Origin of the sequence: Staphylococcus sp. HMSC057A08 (genome assembly GCF_001812925.1) — a bacterium.
GTDB lineage: Bacteria > Bacillota > Bacilli > Staphylococcales > Staphylococcaceae > Staphylococcus > Staphylococcus hominis.
Map to the genome: position 1 here is coordinate 438,574 of NZ_KV810854.1, position 21,055 is coordinate 459,628.

At 32.4% G+C, this 21,055-nt stretch carries 19 protein-coding genes; all 19 read right to left on the bottom strand.

From position 1 onward, the window contains the following. Window positions 1–103 precede the first annotated feature (103 nt). The 19 genes from HMPREF2881_RS06710 to ylqF all read right to left on the bottom strand — a co-directional run bounded on the left by HMPREF2881_RS06710 (window position 104) and on the right by ylqF (window position 20,965). Window positions 104–1,804, bottom strand: coding sequence for a proline--tRNA ligase (locus tag HMPREF2881_RS06710; protein ID WP_002488658.1), 1,701 nt, complete (start codon window positions 1,802–1,804; stop codon window positions 104–106). 16 nt (window positions 1,805–1,820) lie between these two features. Then, on the bottom strand, window positions 1,821–3,107 hold the full coding sequence (rseP, locus tag HMPREF2881_RS06715) for an RIP metalloprotease RseP (RefSeq protein WP_002488698.1): 1,287 nt from the start codon (window positions 3,105–3,107) through the stop codon (window positions 1,821–1,823). A 205-nt stretch (window positions 3,108–3,312) separates the two neighbouring features. After that, window positions 3,313–4,095 carry a phosphatidate cytidylyltransferase gene (locus tag HMPREF2881_RS06720; RefSeq protein ID WP_002448762.1) on the bottom strand — a complete coding sequence of 261 codons (783 nt, stop codon included), beginning with the start codon at window positions 4,093–4,095 and terminating at the stop codon, window positions 3,313–3,315. A gap of 3 nt (window positions 4,096–4,098) precedes the next feature. After that, window positions 4,099–4,869 (bottom strand): isoprenyl transferase, encoded by a 771-nt coding sequence (locus HMPREF2881_RS06725; protein WP_002448749.1) that lies wholly within the window; start codon window positions 4,867–4,869, stop codon window positions 4,099–4,101. A gap of 185 nt (window positions 4,870–5,054) precedes the next feature. Further along, window positions 5,055–5,609 (bottom strand): ribosome recycling factor, encoded by a 555-nt coding sequence (gene frr / locus HMPREF2881_RS06730; RefSeq protein WP_002448791.1) that lies wholly within the window; start codon window positions 5,607–5,609, stop codon window positions 5,055–5,057. A gap of 16 nt (window positions 5,610–5,625) precedes the next feature. Continuing rightward, window positions 5,626–6,348, bottom strand: a complete 723-nt coding sequence (gene pyrH, locus HMPREF2881_RS06735; protein ID WP_002448742.1) for a UMP kinase — start codon at window positions 6,346–6,348, stop codon at window positions 5,626–5,628. A gap of 137 nt (window positions 6,349–6,485) precedes the next feature. Next, window positions 6,486–7,364, bottom strand: coding sequence for a translation elongation factor Ts (tsf, locus tag HMPREF2881_RS06740; protein ID WP_002448836.1), 879 nt, complete (start codon window positions 7,362–7,364; stop codon window positions 6,486–6,488). Window positions 7,365–7,624: 260 nt separating this feature from the next. Continuing rightward, window positions 7,625–8,413: a 30S ribosomal protein S2 gene (gene rpsB, locus HMPREF2881_RS06745; protein ID WP_002448842.1), complete on the bottom strand. Its 789-nt coding sequence runs from the start codon at window positions 8,411–8,413 to the stop codon at window positions 7,625–7,627. Window positions 8,414–8,630: 217 nt separating this feature from the next. Then, a complete protein-coding gene (codY, locus tag HMPREF2881_RS06750) occupies window positions 8,631–9,407 on the bottom strand; it encodes a GTP-sensing pleiotropic transcriptional regulator CodY (protein WP_002448767.1) in 777 nt (258 codons plus the stop codon). Window positions 9,408–9,428: 21 nt separating this feature from the next. Further along, the gene (hslU, locus tag HMPREF2881_RS06755; RefSeq protein WP_002455418.1) at window positions 9,429–10,829 is read right to left on the bottom strand and encodes an ATP-dependent protease ATPase subunit HslU; all 1,401 of its coding nucleotides are present in this window, start codon (window positions 10,827–10,829) and stop codon (window positions 9,429–9,431) included. A gap of 66 nt (window positions 10,830–10,895) precedes the next feature. Next, on the bottom strand, window positions 10,896–11,441 hold the full coding sequence (gene hslV / locus HMPREF2881_RS06760; RefSeq protein ID WP_002448739.1) for an ATP-dependent protease subunit HslV: 546 nt from the start codon (window positions 11,439–11,441) through the stop codon (window positions 10,896–10,898). Beyond that, a complete protein-coding gene (gene xerC, locus HMPREF2881_RS06765; RefSeq protein WP_002448815.1) occupies window positions 11,442–12,335 on the bottom strand; it encodes a tyrosine recombinase XerC in 894 nt (297 codons plus the stop codon). A 105-nt stretch (window positions 12,336–12,440) separates the two neighbouring features. Continuing rightward, the gene (gene trmFO, locus HMPREF2881_RS06770) at window positions 12,441–13,748 is read right to left on the bottom strand and encodes an FADH(2)-oxidizing methylenetetrahydrofolate--tRNA-(uracil(54)-C(5))-methyltransferase TrmFO (protein ID WP_002448834.1); all 1,308 of its coding nucleotides are present in this window, start codon (window positions 13,746–13,748) and stop codon (window positions 12,441–12,443) included. A 24-nt stretch (window positions 13,749–13,772) separates the two neighbouring features. Next, a complete protein-coding gene (gene topA, locus HMPREF2881_RS06775; protein ID WP_002448837.1) occupies window positions 13,773–15,842 on the bottom strand; it encodes a type I DNA topoisomerase in 2,070 nt (689 codons plus the stop codon). Window positions 15,843–15,978: 136 nt separating this feature from the next. Continuing rightward, window positions 15,979–16,851 carry a DNA-processing protein DprA gene (gene dprA, locus HMPREF2881_RS06780; RefSeq protein ID WP_002448769.1) on the bottom strand — a complete coding sequence of 291 codons (873 nt, stop codon included), beginning with the start codon at window positions 16,849–16,851 and terminating at the stop codon, window positions 15,979–15,981. Between the two features lie 257 nt (window positions 16,852–17,108). Next, a complete protein-coding gene (gene sucD, locus HMPREF2881_RS06785) occupies window positions 17,109–18,014 on the bottom strand; it encodes a succinate--CoA ligase subunit alpha (RefSeq protein ID WP_002448725.1) in 906 nt (301 codons plus the stop codon). A gap of 21 nt (window positions 18,015–18,035) precedes the next feature. Next, window positions 18,036–19,202, bottom strand: a complete 1,167-nt coding sequence (sucC, locus tag HMPREF2881_RS06790; RefSeq protein ID WP_002448800.1) for an ADP-forming succinate--CoA ligase subunit beta — start codon at window positions 19,200–19,202, stop codon at window positions 18,036–18,038. A gap of 127 nt (window positions 19,203–19,329) precedes the next feature. After that, window positions 19,330–20,097, bottom strand: coding sequence for a ribonuclease HII (locus HMPREF2881_RS06795; protein WP_002455424.1), 768 nt, complete (start codon window positions 20,095–20,097; stop codon window positions 19,330–19,332). Continuing rightward, complete coding sequence (ylqF, locus tag HMPREF2881_RS06800; protein ID WP_002448797.1) at window positions 20,081–20,965, bottom strand: ribosome biogenesis GTPase YlqF; 885 nt, start codon at window positions 20,963–20,965, stop codon at window positions 20,081–20,083. Before ylqF ends, HMPREF2881_RS06795 begins: the two co-directional genes overlap by 17 nt. Window positions 20,966–21,055: the final 90 nt, after the last annotated feature.

Consider the following 21,055-nt stretch of genomic DNA (forward strand, 5'->3'; position numbering starts at 1 on the left):
TACTACTTTCACATTTATTTTTCATGATTACAGTTTAACTAATAAAAACAATAAAAGAGGTTGGAAACAACAAAATGTTCCAACCATTTTTATTCATGTGTACCTATAGTTTTTCATAGAGTGAAGCAATGTGATTGTCTAATTCATTAATATGAACTTCTTCACTTTCACCCGTTTGACGCACTTTAACTTCAACAATGCCTTCACTTGCATTTTTACCTACAACAATTCTTATCGGTAAACCAATTAAATCAGCATCATTAAATTTAACGCCTGCACGTTCTTTACGATCATCATAAAGTACATCATATTTAGATTGCAATTCTGAGTATAATTTATCTCCTAATTCAAGTTGTTCTTCTTTTTTAGGATTGATTGTAATTAAATGTAAATCAAATGGAGTGACTGACTTTGGCCAAATAATACCATTTTCATCATTATTTTGCTCAACAATCGCACTTAATGTTCTAGACACTCCGATACCATAGCAACCCATAATTAAAGGTTGAGCTTTACCTTGATTGTCTAAAAATTTAGCATTCATTGCTTCAGAATATTTCGTTCCAAGTTTAAATACTTGTCCAACTTCAATACCTTCTGCAAATTTTGCATTTCCAGAACCATCACTTAATGGTTCACCTTCTAAAATAAATCTAAAATCTCCGTATTCATCGATATTAAAATCACGCTCAACATTTGCATTAATATAGTGATAGCCATCTTCATTAGCACCTATCACTATGTTATTTAAATCTTTAACAAAATTATCAGCAATAATTTTAATGTCTTTATTATGAATAGGTCCTAATGAACCAGGATTTGCTCCAAGTAAATTTACAATTTCATCTTGAGTCGCCATTTCCACACTATCAGTTTCAAAGTATGCTTTCACCTTCACATCATTGAGCTCATGATGACCTCTTACTAAGAACATCATGAATTCACCATCCACTTTGAAAATCATTGTTTTTACAATTTCATCAATTGGACGATTTAAAAAGTCAGCTAATTCTTGAGCTGTTTTAATATTTGGTGTTTCTATTTTCTCTAGTGATTTAATGTCTGTATGTTTCTCATTGGGATAATACTTAACTTCAGCTTTTTCAATGTTTGCTGCATAATCACTATTTTCACTATACACAATCGTATCTTCACCAATTTCACTTAAAGCCATAAATTCATGTGTATGATGACCACCAATAGCACCAGAATCAGCTACTACTGGACGCGCGTTAATTCCAACACGTTTGAAAATACGACTATAAGCATTATACATATCTTGATACGTTTGATCTAATGATGCTTCATCAGCATGGAAAGAATAAGCATCTTTCATGATGAATTCTCTTCCACGTAATAAACCAAAACGTGGACGTTTTTCATCACGGAACTTAGATTGAATTTGGAATAATGTTAATGGTAATTGTTTATAAGACTTTAATTCGTCTCTAACGATAGAAGTCACTACTTCTTCATGAGTAGGTCCTAAAGCAAATTCTCTTCCATTACGGTCTTTTAATCGCATTAATTCAGGACCATAAGCCCCCCAACGTCCTGACTCTTCCCAAAGTTCTGCTTGCTGTAATGCTGGCATTAAAATCTCAACTGCATCAATATTTTCCATTTCTTCACGAATGATTCTAGAAATATGATTTAGTACACGTGTTGCTAATGGTAAATAACTATAAATACCACTTGTGCTTTGTTTAATTAAACCTGCTTTTAATAACAACTGATGACTTAAAGCCTCAGCTTCAGAAGGGACTTCTCTCATTGTTGGTATAAAGACTTTCGATTGTTTCATTTTTTATCCTCCTAAATTATAAGAAATAACGTTGTATATCATTCCAAGTGACTAAGACCATAATAATCACTACAAATATAGCTCCAACAGCAATAATTGCAGTTTCAGCTCTTTTATTTACTGGTCTTCTAAATATCGCTTCATAAATAACAAATAAAATTCTACCACCATCTAAAGCTGGAATAGGTAATAAGTTCATAATCCCTAAGTTAACACTCAACAATGCCGTATAGTATGTTAATGCAATAATACCTTGTTTTACTACAGAATCTACATTGTGATAAATACCAACTGGACCATTTAACATGTCAAAAGTAAAGCCACCTGTAAAAATACTTCCAATCATTGTTCCAACTGCTTTAAAAATAAGTACACTTGCATCAAAAAATTGTTGTACGCCTAATGCTAATGGCTTAAATAGTGAATGTTCATTCGCAGGTTGAAAACCTAATACATAAGAAGTTTTAGAATTTAATTTTGTTTGTTTAATCACTTGTTTTTTAGGTGTAACATCTAGTGATTTGGTGTGACCATCTCGTACAATTTTAATTGTTGTTTGATGGTCTTTCGTTTTATTAAGTGCATTTTGAATATCGCTAAAATCGTTAATTTTATAGTGTCCAACTTGAACAATTTTATCTCCAGGTTTTAATCCAGCTTCTTGTGCTGGATAATGGTCTGCTAATTGTTTTACCGTAGGGGTAGGCGTACCTTGATAATAAGCTAAGCCAATAAACAGTACGAGAGCTAAAATAAAGTTAAATAATGGGCCCGCAAATAAAGTTAAAAACTTAGGTAATGGTTTTTTATGTGTAAATTGACGATGCCTTGGTGCAATTTGAATTAAACTACCATTTTCAACAAAATAAGCTTTTTTAGCAATATTAAAATGATGTCTTTCATTATCATATGCTGTAATACCTTCAATATATAAATCATCTTTAAAATCACATCGTTTAACTTCAATCGCTTCAATTTTTTGGAATTTATGTTGATCATCTAAAATAATATGTGTAATTTCATCTTGTTCATTTAGTTTTATTTTAACATTCATTCCTGGCTGAATTGGTGGTTCTTCTAACCCATCTCCTGCCATTCTTACATATCCACCAACTGGAAGTAAACGTATTGTATATAACGTTTCATCTTTACGAAAACTGAAAATTTTGGGTCCCATTCCAATCGCAAATTCTGGACACATAATACCTGCACGTTTTGCAAAAAACATATGTCCATATTCATGTACTGTAACGAGTACACCAAATACGATAATAAATGAGACGATTGTGATTAAGTAACTCACTTACAACACCTCAATTAATTTTAATATTTAAATTATCTAGATTATAAGATTTTAAATTTTATAATAATTCCTAGTATAAAAAAACAGTTTTAAAAAAAGAGCTATAAAGTACACGATTGTATAATATTAATCAAATGTGAACTCAATAACTCCTCAATTATATCATTATATGCTTTTCATAAATAAATAAAACATTAATTTTTTATTACATTTGTAGTAATAGAATGTTTAACAGTGGTAAAACAAACATAAAGCTGTCAAATCTATCTAAAATACCACCATGTCCTGGCAAGATTCTGCCTGAATCTTTAACACCAAAATGACGTTTAAAACCAGATTCTACTAAGTCACCTAATTGACCAAATACACTTAAAATAATTGTAATTAATAATAACAGCCAAATATTCAGATGAAAATCTACAAAAAACATCATTACAAGTGGAACAATTAAACTACAAATGAGTCCTCCAATAAAACCTTCAATCGTTTTATTTGGACTAATCACTGGCCATAATTTGTGTTTTCCCATTAATCGTCCAAATATATATGCGCCAGTATCTGTTAACCATACGATCAAGAATGCAAAAAGTATATAATGTAAACCATAAGAACGTGTAGCGTAAAAATACATAAATCCTATTCCAACGTATGCTACAGACATTAAACAAAATGCAGCGTCCATAAAGCTAAATCTGTTTTTCGAAAGTACAGTATAACTTAATAGTATGAAGCTCATTGCAATTAAACTTTTTAATTGAACATCACTCACCCAATCTCCGGCAGACTGAGGAAGCATAATAATGATAAGCGCTAAAGCACTAAAACTACCTGGAATTGATAAAAATGTAATCATATTCATATTTAACAATTCTTTTAAAGCAATTAGCGCCAGCAAATAAGCAAAAAGCATTAAAACAGTTCCACCTTTTAATAATATAGGTAGAAAAATAAGCAATGCTATAATCGCGGTCAATGTTCTTACTTTCATAATTTACTCCTCACTTAATCCTCCAAAACGTCTTTGGCGAGATTGATATATTTTTATACATTGTTTTAATTCTTCACCATCAAAGTCTGGCCATAACTTCTCATTAAAAATAAATTCACTATACGAAGCTTGCCAAATTAAGAAGTTACTAAGGCGTTGTTCTCCAGATGTACGTATTAATAAATCTGGATCTGGATATGGATGGGTCATTAAATGTTTGGAAATCATCAATTCATCAATATCATCACTGTTTTGACCATTACGTTGAAGTTCATCATAAATTGATTTCATACTTTGAACAAGTTCAGCTCGTCCACCATAATTAATGGCAAATACTAATTTCAATCCTGTATTATTTTTGGTTTTTTCTTTAGCATAATTAATTGCCTCAATTGTTGATTGAGGTACTGCATCTAAAAAACCAATAGTTTCTATCTTAACATTTTTCTCTATAAGTTCTGGTAGAAATGTTTTTAAAAAATTCACAGGTAAATTCATGATATAATTAACTTCACTTTCAGGTCTTGACCAATTTTCCGTTGAAAAAGCGTATAAAGTTAAATATTTAATACCTAAATGACTTGCTTGACGTGTCACTTTTTTTATGGTTTGCATACCTTCATAGTGACCTTTAATTCTAGGCATTTTACGCTTTTTTGCCCAACGACCATTTCCGTCCATGATAATTGCTATATGTTCAGGTAAATTATGTATATCTAAATCATCATTTTGATTGATTTTAGTCTTATTTCTTTTTATTAGCTTTCTAAACATGGTCTTTCCTCCGAGCCTGATCATTTCTGTTATATTATATAGGTTATTTAAGAAATCATCTATCATTTTATCATACTAAATAATGGCATTGAATAAGCAAATTAAAAAACTGTACCAAAGTCTGACTTGGCACAGTTTAGACTAAAACAATTTATAATCTTGTCATAGAAGAGTATGATGAAATATTAAACAGACATAATATCTTTTTCTTTTTCATCAACTAAATTATCAATTTCTTTAATTGAATTGTCTGTTACTTTTTGAACATCTTCTGTTTGGCTTCTTAAATCATCTTCAGTAATGTCTCCATTTTTTTCGTCTTTTTTCAATTGATCATTGATATCACGACGAATATTACGGATTGAAACTTTTGAATCTTCACCGATTTTTTTAACATTTTTAACTAATTCTTTACGGCGTTCTTCAGTTAAAGCAGGAACAGTGATACGAATAACTTCACCGTCACTAGTAGGGTTCACACCTAGATTAGCAGCAATAATCGCTTTTTCAATATCAGCTACAGATGTTTTATCATATGGAGAAATGACAAGTAAGCGTGCTTCAGGCACGTTTATACTCGCTAACTGTTGAACTGGTGTTGGCGCACCATAATAATCAACATTTACTCCATTTAATAAATTAGAATTCGCTCTACCCGCACTAATATTAGCTAATTCACGTGATAAATTTTCAATTGATTTTTTCATTCTAGATTTTGTATCTTGAATTATCTCACTCATACATTTACACCTCTAATTATTTAGTAATTAATGTACCAATTTTTTCGCCCATAACGGCACGTTTAATATTGCCTTCTTCCATAATAGAGAATACATTTAATGGAATGTTATTATCCATACAGAATGAAGAAGCAGTTGAATCCATAACTTGCAGGCCTTCTTGTAACATTTGAATATGTGTTAGATGATCATATTTCACAGCATTTTTATCAATTTTTGGATCGGCAGAATACACACCATCAACATTATTTTTACCCATTAAAATGACATCGGCCTCTACTTCAGCTGCACGTAGTGCTGCAGTTGTGTCAGTAGAGAAGTATGGATTACCAATACCAGCTGCAAAAATAACTACGCGTTTTTTCTCTAAATGTCTAATTGCACGACGACGAATATAAGGCTCAGCAACCTGTTTCATTTCAATTGAAGTTAATACTCGTGTATCACAATCTAATTGCTCTAAACTATCTTGTAATGCCAATGCATTCATTACAGTAGCAAGCATGCCCATATAATCAGCTGTACCACGGTCCATGCCTAAATCGCTACCTGTTTTACCTCTCCAAATATTACCGCCACCAACGATAACCGCTATTTCACAATTCATTTTAGCTACTTCAGCGACTTGTTTTGCTACACTTTTAATGATGATAGGATTGATACCAAAACCTTTTTCACCTGCAAGTGCTTCACCACTAAGTTTCAGTACTACACGTTTATATTTAGAAGTATGCGCCATTATTTTTTCCTCTCTATGATTAATGATATGTAATATATACAAGTAAAGAAGACACTAATGGTCTTCTATAATAAAAGAATTTTATTATATAGAATCCTTAAAGGTGTCTTCTTTCTTGTTAGAATAATGTGAACAAATTATTTCATTTGACCTTTAACTTCATCAGCAAAGTTTTCTTCGCGTTTTTCCATACCTTCGCCTACTTCATAACGTACGAAGTCAGCTAATTTACCGCCTTTAGATTTTAAGAAAGCTTCAACTGTTTGATCTGGATCTTTAACAAAGTTTTGATCAACTGCACAAATTTCTTGAAGATATTTACGTAAACGACCTTCAACCATTTTTTCAACGATTTTTTCAGGTTTACCTTCATTTAACGCTTGTTGTTTTAATACTTCTCTTTCGTGATTAATTTCTTCATCACTTACTTGATCTGAAGAAACATATTTAGGGTTAATTGCAGCGATATGCATTGCTACATCTTTAGCAGCTTCTTCATCAGTAGATCCTTCAACTACAGTTAATACACCGATACGTCCACCCATGTGTAAGTATGCACCAAAAGCATCGTTATCAGTTTTAGTTCTAATTGCAAAACGACGAATGCTTAATTTTTCACCGATAGTTGAGATAGCTTCTTTCATTCTTTCATCAACTGTTTGACCACTTGATAATTTAGTTTCTAATAAAGCTTCTACTGTTTCAGCTTTACTTTCAAGGATTTGATTAGCAATTTCTTTAACTAATTCTTGGAATCCTTCGTTTCGAGCAACGAAATCAGTTTCAGAGTTAATTTCAACGATTGCTGCTTCATTACCTTTTACTTCTACATGTACTAAACCTTCAGCAGCGATTCGATCAGCTTTTTTAGCTGCTTTAGCGATACCTTTTTCACGTAAGTAGTCGATTGCTTTGTCGATATCTCCATCAGTTTCAGTTAGCGCTTTTTTACAATCCATCATACCTGCGCCAGTTCTTTCACGTAATTCTTTAACAAGTTTTGCTGAAATTGCCATTAATTATTCCTCCAATATGTCTAATTGTAATAATAGATGATATTTAAATATTACCATTAAAGGTACTATTATTTCCAATACTCTATTACAATTTATTAATAATTTTTTTAATTAAGGTTATTTTAAAAATAAAATACGATTTAAAAGCATAATTGAATATTTATCCTTTATATTTATACCCAATTTACTATCCGTTTTAAATAAATATTTTAAAAAAAGGGCGATAAGCATTACATCTTATCACCCATTTAAACTATATCTTAGTTTGATTCAACAGTAGTATTTTCTTCAGTTGATTCTGCTTTTTGAGTTTCTTCACTTTCATCTAAATCGATGTTTTGTTCTGCAGCTACTTCATCGTTTGAAATACCTTGTTGACCTTCTAAGACAGCGTCAGCCATTTTACCAGTTAATAATTTAACGGCACGAATAGCATCATCATTCGCTGGGATAACATAGTCGATTTCATCAGGATCACAGTTAGTGTCAACGATACCAACGATAGGGATATTTAATTTACGTGCTTCAGCAATCGCATTGCGCTCTTTACGAGGGTCAACTACGAATAATGCTTGAGGCATAGATTTCATATCACGAATACCGCCTAAGAATTTGATTAAACGGTCATATTCTTTTTTAAGTTCAACAACTTCTTTTTTAGGTAAAACGTCAAATAAACCGTCTTCTTCCATTTTTTCAATTTCAGAAATACGTTTAATACGTTTTGAGATTGTTTTATAATTAGTTAAGATTCCACCTAACCATCTTTGGTTAACGTAGAATTGACCAGCACGTTCTGCTTCAGCTTTAACTGATTCTTGTGCTTGTTTTTTAGTACCTACGAATAAGACTTTACCGCCATCTTCAGATACTTGTTTTAAGAAGTTATAAGCTTCTTCAACTTTTTTTACTGTTTTTTGTAAGTCAATGATATAAATACCATTTCTTTCAGTAAAGATATATTTTTTCATTTTTGGGTTCCAACGGCGTGTTTGGTGACCGAAGTGAACACCGGCTTCTAGTAATTGTTTCATTGAAATTACTGCCATGTTAAATTCCTCCTATTGGTTAATTACCTCCATAGTAAACTAATATAAAGACAATACTTAAGACTGCACCCTTTATATTTACATTCACTACGTGTGTATTGGCTTTATAGCCGTCAATAATGATATCATATATAGAATCATTACGCAACATTTTTTGACTGCGTAAAATAAAAAAACTACTATCTTAATTTTAATAGATAGTAGTTTTAAAAATAATTTATTCACTTCGATTAAGTTCATCTAAGAATTTTTCTTTTTTAACTTTGATAAATGTACCTTTCATGCCAAGCGATCGTGATTCTATTACACCAGCACTTTCTAATTTACGTAACGCATTTACAATTACAGAACGTGTAATACCTACTCTATCTGCTACTTTAGATGCAATTAATAGACCTTCATTGCCACCAAGTTCCTCAAAAATATGTTCAATCGCTTCTTTTTCAGAATAAGATAATGAATTGATTGCCATTGTAATAGCAGCTTTATCACGGGCTTCTTTCTCAACTTCATTATGTTTCTCACGTAATATTTCCATACCAATAACAGTTGCAGCGTATTCGCCAAGCACTAAATCATTTTCATTAAAGTCATCTTTAACTCGTCCTAGAATCAGTGTACCTAAGCGTTCGCCTCCCCCTAAAATCGGGAAGATAGTTGTTCTACTATTAATAAATACTTCTCTGTGTTCTGGAGGGAATACTGTCAAGTCTGAATCAATATCAATATTCGCTTTAGTTTGTTGAACTTGCATAAGTAGTTCAGTGTATTCACTTGGAATATGTTTACTTTCAGTCAACATATTACTAATTCGTTCACTCTTTAAAAGTTCATTTAAACTTGACCCTAAAATTTTACCTCTACGAGAAACGATGAAGACATTTGTAACAGTTACATTACTAATAGTCTGAGCAACATCTTTAAAGTCTACCGCAATGCCTTTATGTTTTTGTAATAATGTATTTAATTCTCTAGTTTTAGATAATAAGCTCATAAAATTTCTCCTTTATTTATATTATAAAATAAATGCACTTAAATCTTTGTTTGTTGAAATAGATTTCAACTTATCATCAACATACTGTGGTGTTATATCTACTACTGCATTTGGCATATTTGGTGCTTCAAAAGATAAATCTTCTAACATTTTTTCTAAAATAGTGTGTAATCGACGTGCACCAATATTGTCTGTATCTTGATTCACTTGATATGCCATTTCAGCTAATCGTGTTATCGCTTCGTCAGAGAAGTTGACAGTAACTTCTTCAGTTTTTAACAGTGCTTCATACTGCTTTATAAGAGATAACTTAGGTTCAGTCAATATTCTATAGAAATCATTAACTGTTAAGCTTTCAAGTTCAACTCGAATTGGAAAACGCCCTTGTAACTCAGGAATCAAGTCACTTGGTTTAGAAACATGGAAAGCGCCAGCACCAATAAATAGCATGTGCTCAGTATTTACAGTACCATACTTAGTTTGAATCATGCTACCTTCAAGGATTGGTAATATATCTCTTTGAACACCTTGTCTTGATACATCTTGACCACTATTAGAATTGTTTGTAGCGACTTTATCAATCTCATCGATAAAGATAATTCCCATTTGTTCTGCTATTTCTAAAGCTTCTTGATTAGCAGTTTCTTGATCAATTAATTCATCTGCAAAATCATCAGTAAGAATTTTACGTGCTATTTTTACTGGCACTTCTCTTTCTACTTTTCGTTTAGGCATCAATTGATTCATCATATCTTGCATTTGTTGATTTTGACTCGTGCCTAACATTCCTAATGCACCAGGGTCTTGTTCAACTTTGATTCTAACTTTTTCTTCTTCTAGCTTGCCTGCTAAAAGTTGTTGTCTTATTTCTGAACGTTTTGTTTTGATTTCTTCTGTAGGTGCTTCTTCTTCCTCGTCATTCTGATTAAAATTAGGAATAGCACCACCTAAAAGAGATTCAAGTGGATTATTATTTTGAGCTGCTTTTTTCTTCATACTAGGAACAAGTAATTTTACTAATTTTTCATTAGCTTTTTGTGTTGCTTCATCTTTAACTAATGATTTCTTTTGCTCTTTTACGAGTCTTACAGACACGTCCACCAAGTCTCTAACCATACTTTCTACATCACGTCCAACATATCCAACTTCAGTGAATTTTGTAGCTTCCACTTTAATGAATGGTGCACCTACGATTTTTGCCATACGACGTGCAATTTCTGTTTTACCTACACCAGTTGGGCCAATCATTAAAATATTTTTGGGCGCAATTTCTTGCTTAGTTTCTTCGCCAAGAAGACTTCTTCTGTATCTATTTCTTAACGCGATTGCTACTTTACGTTTTGCATCTTCTTGACCTACAATATATTCGTCCAATTTAGATACGATATCTTTAGGTGTTAATTTTATACCGTTTGTATCCATTTACTATTACCTCCACCTTAATGTATGTCCATATCAATTCATTTCCGTTTTGTTTATATATGTTATTTATAAAGTCTCAACAATAATATTATCATTTGTAAATACACAAATATCTGAAGCGACTTTTAAGCTTTCATATGCCATTTCTTTCGCAGTCATATGTGAAGCATGACGTTTAAGCGCTCTTCCTGCACTTAATGCGTAGTTTCCTCCTGAACCAATAGCGATTAAATCATCGTCAGGCGCAATGACTTCACCTGTACCACTTACCACTAAAATACCATCTTTATCCATTACGATAAGCATGGCTTCCAGTTGACGTAATTGCTTATCTCCACGCCATTCTTGAGCAAGTTCTACAGCAGCGCGTTCTAAATTACCGCTAAATTGTTGTAATTTAGTTTCAAATTTTTCAAATAATGTAAATGCATCGGCTACGCTTCCTGCAAATCCTGCTAACACTTTACCTTCGTATAAGCGTCTTACTTTTCTAGCTGTTTGCTTCATAATTACTTGTTCACCAAGTGTAACTTGGCCGTCTCCAGCCATTGCCGCTTCTCCATTGTGTCTTACAGCATATATCGTTGTAGCATGTAATGATGTCTTACTCATTTATTTACTCTCCTTTTTTGCTCGAGGGTGTGCACTTAAATACACTTTGCGCAATTGTTGATTAGATACATGTGTATACTTACCAGTTGTAGAAAGGTTAACGTGTCCTAATAAAGATTGAACTGTTCTTAGGTCTGCACCTTGATTCAATAAATGTGTAGCAAATGTATGTCTTAATTTATGAGGATGAATTTCTGTTACCCCCGCTGTACGTTCAACTACATCATTGAGAAGATATCTAACACCTCTCTCAGTAATAGGATCACCTTTCATATTAACAATTAAATAAGGATGACTTTTACTTTTAAGTGGTTTGAATTTTTCTAAATATTGTTCAATACTTTGTCTACAAAACTCTCCAAAAGGCACAAATCGTTCTTTATTTCCTTTACCCAATACCTTTACCCCTGGAAGATTCATATCTAAATCCATAACCTTTATATTCACAAGTTCTGAAACACGAATGCCTGTTGCATATAATAATTCAATTACTACTCTATCTCTTAATCCTTTTTTTGCATCGTTTGAAACAGTATTAAATAATGCTTCCATCTCTTCTTCATAAAAAAATTGAGGAAGATATTGCTCTTTCTTAGGATGTACAAGTTGTATAAAAGGATTATTTACTGATGTATCTTGAGTCATCCAAAACTCATAAAATGTTCTTAATGTTGATATTTTTCTTGATACAGTAGTACGTTTCAAATTATTGGAATATAAATAACTTAGATAATTTCTTGCATCTTTATATTCAAACGTTCTTAAATTTAACAGTTCTTGTTCTAAAAACTGATTAAATTGAGCTAAATCGTCATGATACGCTTTTAATGTATGGTCGGAGAAATTTCTTTCAACTTTAAGCATATTCAAAAATTTCTTTTGGATTTCTTCCACTAAAAATCCCCTCCATCATATGCATTGTAGCATATAAACTGAGGGGGACTAAAATAATTAGCTATAGAATTCAAAATCTTTTGAGAATTTATGAATAATTTAAATCTATAACGTTTTTTTGAAATTTTCTAGATAGTCTAGAGCACGATATGCTTGTGCTTCATAACGTTCTTTTTTATCTTTAATGCGGCGATCAAGTGATGGCAATAAACCAAAGTTAGCATTCATCGGTTGGAAGTTTTTTTCATTTTTAGCATGAGAAATATAATAAGCCATACTCCCTATCATTGTTTCTCTTGGGAAAATCACTTCTCCTTTCCCAAGTAACTTATGCGCTAAATTGATACCTGCTACAAGGCCACTTGCTGCACTTTCAACATATCCTTCCACACCTGTCATTTGTCCTGCAAATTGAATTCTATCATTATTAATTAATTCATATTTTTCATTTAAAACATCAGGTGAATTGATGAAGGTATTTCTATGCATCACACCATATCTCACAATATCAACATTTTCTAAACCTGGAATTAATTGAATGACTTCTTTTTGAGCGCCCCATTTTAAATGTGTTTGGAATCCGACAATATTATAAAGCGTACCAGCCGCGTCATCTTGACGTAATTGCACTACTGCATATGGACGTTTACCAGTTTTAGGGTCTTCTAATCCTACAGGTTTCATTGGACCAAATAGTAATGTTTTACGACCTCTACCAGCCATCACTTCAAATGGCATACATCCTTCAAAATATTTTTCTTTTTCAAATTCATTTACCGGTGCAACTTCAGCTTCTAATACCGCATCATAAAAACGATTGAATTCTTCTTCAGTCATAGGGCAGTTTAAATATGCTGCTTCACCTTTATCATAGCGTGATTTCAAATAGACTTTATCCATATCAATTGAATCTTTTTCAATGATTGGAGCTGCTGCATCGTAAAAATATAGTTGATCTTTACCTGTAATTTCTACAATTTCTTTAGCTAAATTTTCAGTTGTTAACGGTCCTGTTGCAATGATTGTATGTCCTTCTGGAATACTGTGAATTTCTTTATTCAAAACAGTTACATTAGGATGATTTTTCAATGTATCTGTAATATAACCAGCAAAGTCATGTCTATCTACTGCTAATGCACCACCAGCTGGAACTCTAGCTTTATCAGCTGCTGCGATGATTAATGAATCTAAACGTCGCATTTCTTCTTTAAGCACACCTACACCATTTGTTAATGCGTTACCACGTAGTGAATTAGAACATACTAACTCAGCAAATTTATCTGTATGATGGGCAGGCGTTTGTTTAACAGGACGCATTTCGATTAAATTCACTTTAATACCACGTTCTGCTAATTGATAAGCTGCTTCTGAACCAGCTAATCCTGCGCCTATAACATTAACAGTTTGACTCATATACATTCTCCTTTAATAAAAATTCTATTTTTGTACTTCTTCTTTATAATCACAATTAGAACAAATCACTTGAGAACTACGTCCTTTTTTATGTTCCATCAAGTAATGATTACATTTTGGACAATCTCTTCCTATTGGTTTATCCCAAGAAATAAAGTCACACTCTGGATAATTCGAACAACCATAAAATAGTCTATTTTTCTTGGATTTTCTCTCAACTACATCGCCATCTTTGCATTTTGGACAAGTGACACCAATAGTTTTAACAATAGCTTTTGTATTTCGACAATCTGGGAAATTCGAGCACGCCATAAATTTACCATAACGTCCCATTTTTATTACCATAGGGGCTCCACATACTTCGCAATCTTCGCCGGCTGGTTCATCTTTAATTTCAACTTTTTCCATTTCTTCCTCTGCGCGCGCAACATCTAATTTAAAACTACCATAGAAATTATCGATAACTTTTCTCCAACCGATATCACCTTCTGCAATTTTATCGAGCAAGGTTTCCATATTAACTGTAAATTCAACATCAATAATTTCTGGGAAGTAATCCTTCACTTGCTCATACACGATTTCTCCTAGTTCAGTTGGTACAAAACGTTTACTTTCAAGTTTAACATAATTACGTTTTTGAATTGTGTCAATCGTTGGAGCATATGTTGAAGGTCTACCAATTTTTAATTCTTCTAATGTCTTAACTAATCGTGCCTCTGTGTATCTTGGAGGTGGTTGAGTGAAATGTTGTGCCGGTTCAATTTGTGTTGCAGTTACTTTATCACCTTGATTTAATTTTGGCAATTTATTTTCTTTATCATTATCTTTGTCATCTTTTGCTTCAACATATAATGTCATAAAGCCTTTAAATTTGATTGTTTGTCCATTTGCTCTAAATTTAATGTCATTTTGTGTTACATCTAAAGCCACAGTATCTAAAATTGCAGGAGCCATTTGACTTGCTACAAAACGTTCCCAAATTAATTTATACAAGCGATGTTGATCACGTGTTAAATAAGCTTTCATTTCATCTGGTGTACGTAATGTACTTGTTGGACGAATAGCTTCATGGGCATCTTGATCCCCTTGTTTACCTTTTGTTTTACGGTTTGAAGTATACTCAGTACCATACTTCTCTTCAATATATGATTTTGCTTCATCTTTAGCAGTTTGTGAGATTCGTGTTGAATCTGTTCTCATATATGTGATTAATCCAACTGTGCCTTGTCGTTTCAAATCGATACCTTCATATAATTGCTGTGCTAACATCATAGTCTTACGTGCTTTAAAATTAAGTTTACGTGCTGCTTCTTGTTGTAACGTAGACGTTGTAAATGGATTTGCCGGGTATCTTGTTTTTTCTTTTTTATTTACATTAGTGATTTCAAATGCATCATCATTTAATTCGGATGTAATTTTTTCAACATCTTTTTTTGTTTTTAATTTATATGGTTTGTTTTTATAATGTAAGAATTTAGCAGTGAACTTCGATTTTTTATATCTAAATTCTCCTTCAATTGACCAATATTCTTCTGGTTTAAAATTACGGATTTCATTTTCACGGTCAATAACTAATCTTAAAGCAACTGATTGTACTCGACCAGCTGACAATCCTTTTTTTACTTTCTTCCACAGTACTGGAGAAATATTATAACCTACAAGTCTATCTAAAATACGACGCGCTTGTTGTGCATCAACTAAATTCATTTCGATACCACGAGGATGTTTAAAACTTTCTTTTACTGCATCCTTAGTGATTTCATTAAATACTACTCTGTTTTCTTTTGATTCTTCAAGTTCTAAAATTTTTGATAAATGCCAAGCAATCGCTTCACCTTCGCGGTCAGGGTCACTAGCTAAGAAAATTTTTTTAGCTTTTTTCGCATATTTTTTTAAATCTTTAACAACGGGACCTTTCCCTCGAATAGTTATATATTTTGGTTCATAGTTATCTTCTACGTCTACACCCATTTGACTTCTTGGTAAATCACGTACGTGTCCCATAGAAGCAATAACTTTATATCGTTTACCTAAATATTTTTCAATGGTTTTCGCTTTTGCAGGCGACTCAACGATGACTAAATTATCTGCCAAAGTGAATTCCCCCTTGCTTTTTCAATTACTAAAGATAAATGATAAACGGTTAATTTTGTTTTTGTCAATATTTTAATCCAATATAGATATTTTTTTATGAACTATCCTTTGAATTTTCACAATTAAATATATATATTTAATCGTTTAAAAAACAATAATCATATAATATATCTTCTGCTTCTGAAACAATCATTGCCCCTTCTTGAGCACGTAATAAATTTCCTTTTGTCAAAGGGTTAAACATTGATCCAGGTAATACATAAACATTTCTATTTTGATCTAAAGCACAATCTATTGTAATTTGACTACCACTTTTAATTTTAGCTTCAGTAATTAATACACCACGAGACAACCCGCTTATCAGACGATTTCTTTCAGGGAATTGATATTTGTTTATTTTTGTTAAAGGAGGATATTCACTTATGACTAAACCAGTTTCTTCAATTATATTACGTAACTTTCGGGTTTCCTTTGGATAGTGATTTAAATGACCAAAACCTAGAACTGCAATAGTTGGGAGATGATGTTTTAATGCGAATTGATGAGCTATGCTATCAGCACCTTTCGCTAAACCGGATACAATCGTTAGTGGAATATTTATAAAGTGAGGAAATAGATAATCTAGTGCACACTTAGAATAATGTGTGGCCTCACGTGAACCTACAACACCTAAAGTATATGTAGATGATAATAAATGTATATTTCCACGATAAAATAATATAAAAGGATAGTCGTAAATAGTTTTAAGCAATGGAGGATATTGAGAAGAAAATGAAGTAACATAGTTAACCTGAGATCTAGAAAGTTGAGTTTGAATGTAATCGTAAGAAATCTCTTCTAATTGAGTAAAACGCTTCTTTTTTAAATATAGAGATTCCCATTCATTAATCATTTCAAATTGAACATGTTCATTAACATTGAAAAATTTTGGAAATACATTGAGTAAATGATGAATATGTTGGGTCGTATACCCTATCCATCTCATTTTTAATAAAATAAAATCATTCATGAAATAAATGTCTCCTTTTAATTTATTATACCGTGAATAATTAATAGTAAAATTTCATTTATAAGACAAATTTGAAATATAAATGTAAGGAGTAATAATATTAAAAGATTATGTATACTTTTTGATTTCATAACATAAAAAAATAGAGCGTTCAGTCATTTATAATATATTGGTAGTCTACGATATATATAAGAAAAACTGCCAACAAATTTCAGTAATTGTTGACAGTTTGAATTCAATTATTCATTACATCATTGCTACTTCACTGTTAATAATTCTTCATAAATGCCTGCTTCTTTTGCCGCTTCAATTAGTGTTGTACCAATTTCTGATGGTGTATCTGCTGTTTTAACGCCACATTCATTAAGCGTTTTAATTTTTTCTGCAGCAGTTCCTTTACCACCTGAGATGATTGCACCTGCATGGCCCATACGTTTTCCTGGAGGTGCTGTTTGTCCACCAACAAAACCAACAACTGGTTTAGTCATGTTTGCTTTGACCCATTCAGCTGCTTCTTCTTCAGCAGTACCACCGATTTCACCAATCATAACAACAGCTTTTGTTTCTTCATCTTCATTAAATGCTTTAAGTACATCGATAAAATTTGTACCGTTAACTGGGTCCCCACCGATACCTACTGCTGTGGTTTGACCAATACCTTCTTCAGTTAGTTGATGTACTGCTTCATATGTTAAAGTACCTGAACGAGAGACAACGCCTACATGTCCCTTTTTATGAATATAACCTGGCATGATACCAATTTTACATTCATCTGCTGTAATTACACCAGGACAGTTTGGTCCAACTAAACGTGTTTTTCTATCCTCTAAATAACGTTTCACTTTAATCATATCAACAACTGGAATATGTTCAGTAATACAGATCACCATATCTAATTCTGCATCAGCTGCTTCTAAAATTGAATCTGCAGCAAATGGTGCTGGTACGTAAACTACTGATACGTTAGCACCTGTTTCTTTTTTAGCTTCAGCTACTGTATTATACACTGGCACGCCTTCAACCACTTGTCCACCTTTACCTGGTGTTACCCCTGCGACAATTTGTGTGCCATAATCAAGCATTTGTTTTGTATGGAAAAGGGCAGTAGACCCTGTAATACCTTGCACCATTACCTTAGTATTCTTATCTATAAATACACCCATTTTAGTGTTCCCATCCTTTCCTTACGCTTCTTTAACAAGTTTAACAATTTGTTGTGCACCTTCAGCCATTGTTGCTGCTGGTTCAATTGCTAGACCAGATTCATTTAAAATCTCTTTACCACGTTTAACATTTGTACCTTCTAAACGAACAACTAAAGGTAAAGTTAATTCGACTTCTTTAACTGCTGCTACAATACCTTCTGCAATCACATCACATTTCATAATTCCACCGAAGATATTTACAAAAATACCTTTTACATTATCATCACCCAAGATGATTTTGAATGCTTCAGTTACTTTTTCTTTTGTAGCACCGCCACCAACGTCTAGGAAGTTAGCTGGATTACCACCGAAATGATTAATTGTATCCATTGTAGCCATGGCTAATCCGGCACCATTAACCATACAACCAATGTCACCATCTAAGGCAATATATGATAAATCATATTTAGATGCTTGAATTTCTTTTGGATCTTCTTCTTCTAAATCACGTAACTCTAAAATATCTTTATGTCTGAATAATGCATTATCATCAAAATTTAATTTTGCATCTAAAGCTAAAACATCACCATCACCAGTTGTTACAAGTGGATTAATTTCAACAATAGAACAATCTTTTTCAACAAAAACATTATATAAAGAAAGTAAGAATTTTGCTGCTTTATTTACAGATTCTTTTGGAATATTAATATTGAATGCAATACGACGTGCTTGGAATGGTGATAACCCTATCACTGGATCGATTGTTTCTTTAAAGATTTTTTCTGGCGTTTTAGCTGCAACTTCTTCAATTTCAGTTCCACCTTCTTCAGAAGCCATCAATGTAATACGATCAGTAGCACGATCAATGACAAAGCCTACATAATATTCTTTTTGAATATCACAACCTTCTTCGATATATAAGCGTTTAACTTCTTTACCTTCAGGTCCAGTTTGATGCGTTACTAATTGCTTGCCTAATAATTCATTAGCATAAGTTTCAACTTCAGACAGTGATTTAGCAATTTTAACTCCACCTGCTTTACCTCTACCCCCAGCGTGAATTTGTGCTTTCACTACATAAACATCTGAATTTAATTCTTTTGCCTTTTCCACCGCTTCTTCAGCAGTAAATGCTACACGTCCTTCTGGAACGGCTACACCCATAGCACGAAATATTTCTTTACCTTGATACTCGTGGATATTCATCTTCCATCCTCCTGTTTCTTAGGTTAAGTTCACTTTAATTATAGAAAATGTAAGCGCTTTTGTAAACTGAAAGTGTTATACTTTTTGCAATAGTTTTTAAATTCAAATAATTTTAATTTTATTTTAATTATATCATTGATTTAACAGGCTCAAACGTTTTACGATGATATGGCGTTATGCCTAATTGTTTTAATCCTTGAAGGTGTGATTTAGTGCCATATCCTACATTTTTTTCAAAATCATAACCAGGATATTTCAGTGCTACTTCCGCCATTAAACCATCCCTATATTCTTTTGCCATGATACTAGCAGCAGCAATAGAAACACTTTTAGCATCTCCTTTAATAATAGAAGTTTGAGGCATTGCATTATCCAATGTCATAGCATCAATAAGTAAATGATTAGGTTGTTGTTTTAATTGATTAATAGCACGTTCCATAGCTAATTTGGTTGCGTTGTAAATATTGAACTCATCAATTTCTTCAGCGCTTGCTATCCCGTAAGCATAGTCATAAACACCTTCTTTCAATTGTTCGTTAAGTATTTTTCGCTTTGTTGCTGAAACTTTCTTCGAGTCATCTAATCCTAAATATTGATGTTCTTTATTTAAAATGACTGCACAAGCTACAACAGGCCCAGCAAGTGGACCACGACCTACTTCATCAATCCCACATATTAAAGCATTAGGATTGTCCTTTAATATTTTATTTTCATATTTATTCATTTGTTGATAATGTTCTTGTGTTTCTTGATCTTTTAAAAGCTGTTTACGACGTCGTACTATATTTTGCTGTACCCCTTTTCTTGTATCACTCATTAATTCATGTTGTTCAAGTGCTTCAATTGAATCAATTGTGTCTAATAATGCTTTAATCTCTTTAATTGTTTGAGGCATAATCTAAGTCCTCTTTCATTTCTGAATAAATATCAAAACAATAAGTTCCAATTTTAGCATTACGCACATCATTAATAATCAATTCGATGACAGCCTCGTAATCGACTTCATTTCCTTTTTGTAATAACCCACGTCGACGTCCAATAGCATCAAACCATTCTAAAATTTCTGCATCAGTTTCTACATCAATATTGTAATGATTCTTCAATCCTTCAACATCATGTTTAATTAAGAATTGTAAACCGTATATTGCTACTTCATCTAAGTGCACGATACTATCTTTAATGGCACCAGTAAGGCTTAGTTTTTTACCTACAGTTTCATCTTCAAATTTAGGCCATAAAATACCTGGCGTATCTAGCAGTTGTAATGCTTTACCTACTTTAATCCATTGTTGTTGTTTCGTTACTCCCGGCTTATTTCCTGTTTGAGCAATGTTTTTTTTAGCTAACTTATTAATTAATGTAGATTTTCCCACATTAGGTATACCAACAATCATGGCACGTATAGCTCTAGGTTTAAGTCCTTTCGCTTTCTCTTTCTCAAACTTTTCTTTAGTCGCTTCAATTGCAGCATTTTCTACGCCTTTTAAATTTTTGCCGTGTTTCGCATCAACTGCTACAGGATAAAAACCTTTATCAGTAAAGAAATGTTCCCACTTTTGCATTTCATTTAAATTCGACATATCTTTTTTATTTAAAATAACTACGCGTGGTTTTTGTTTAATGACATCATCAATCATTGGATTTCTTGAACTATACGGTATACGTGCATCAACAAGTTCAAATACCACATCTACTTTCTTAAGTTGTTCTGTCACTTCTCTTTTGGCTTTTGCCATATGCCCTGGATACCATTGAATCACCATGACATTCACCCTACTTTCGTTAAATTTATTTCAACTGTTCGATTATAATCAATATTTAAAATCTTCACTACTATTATCAATTCTATTATA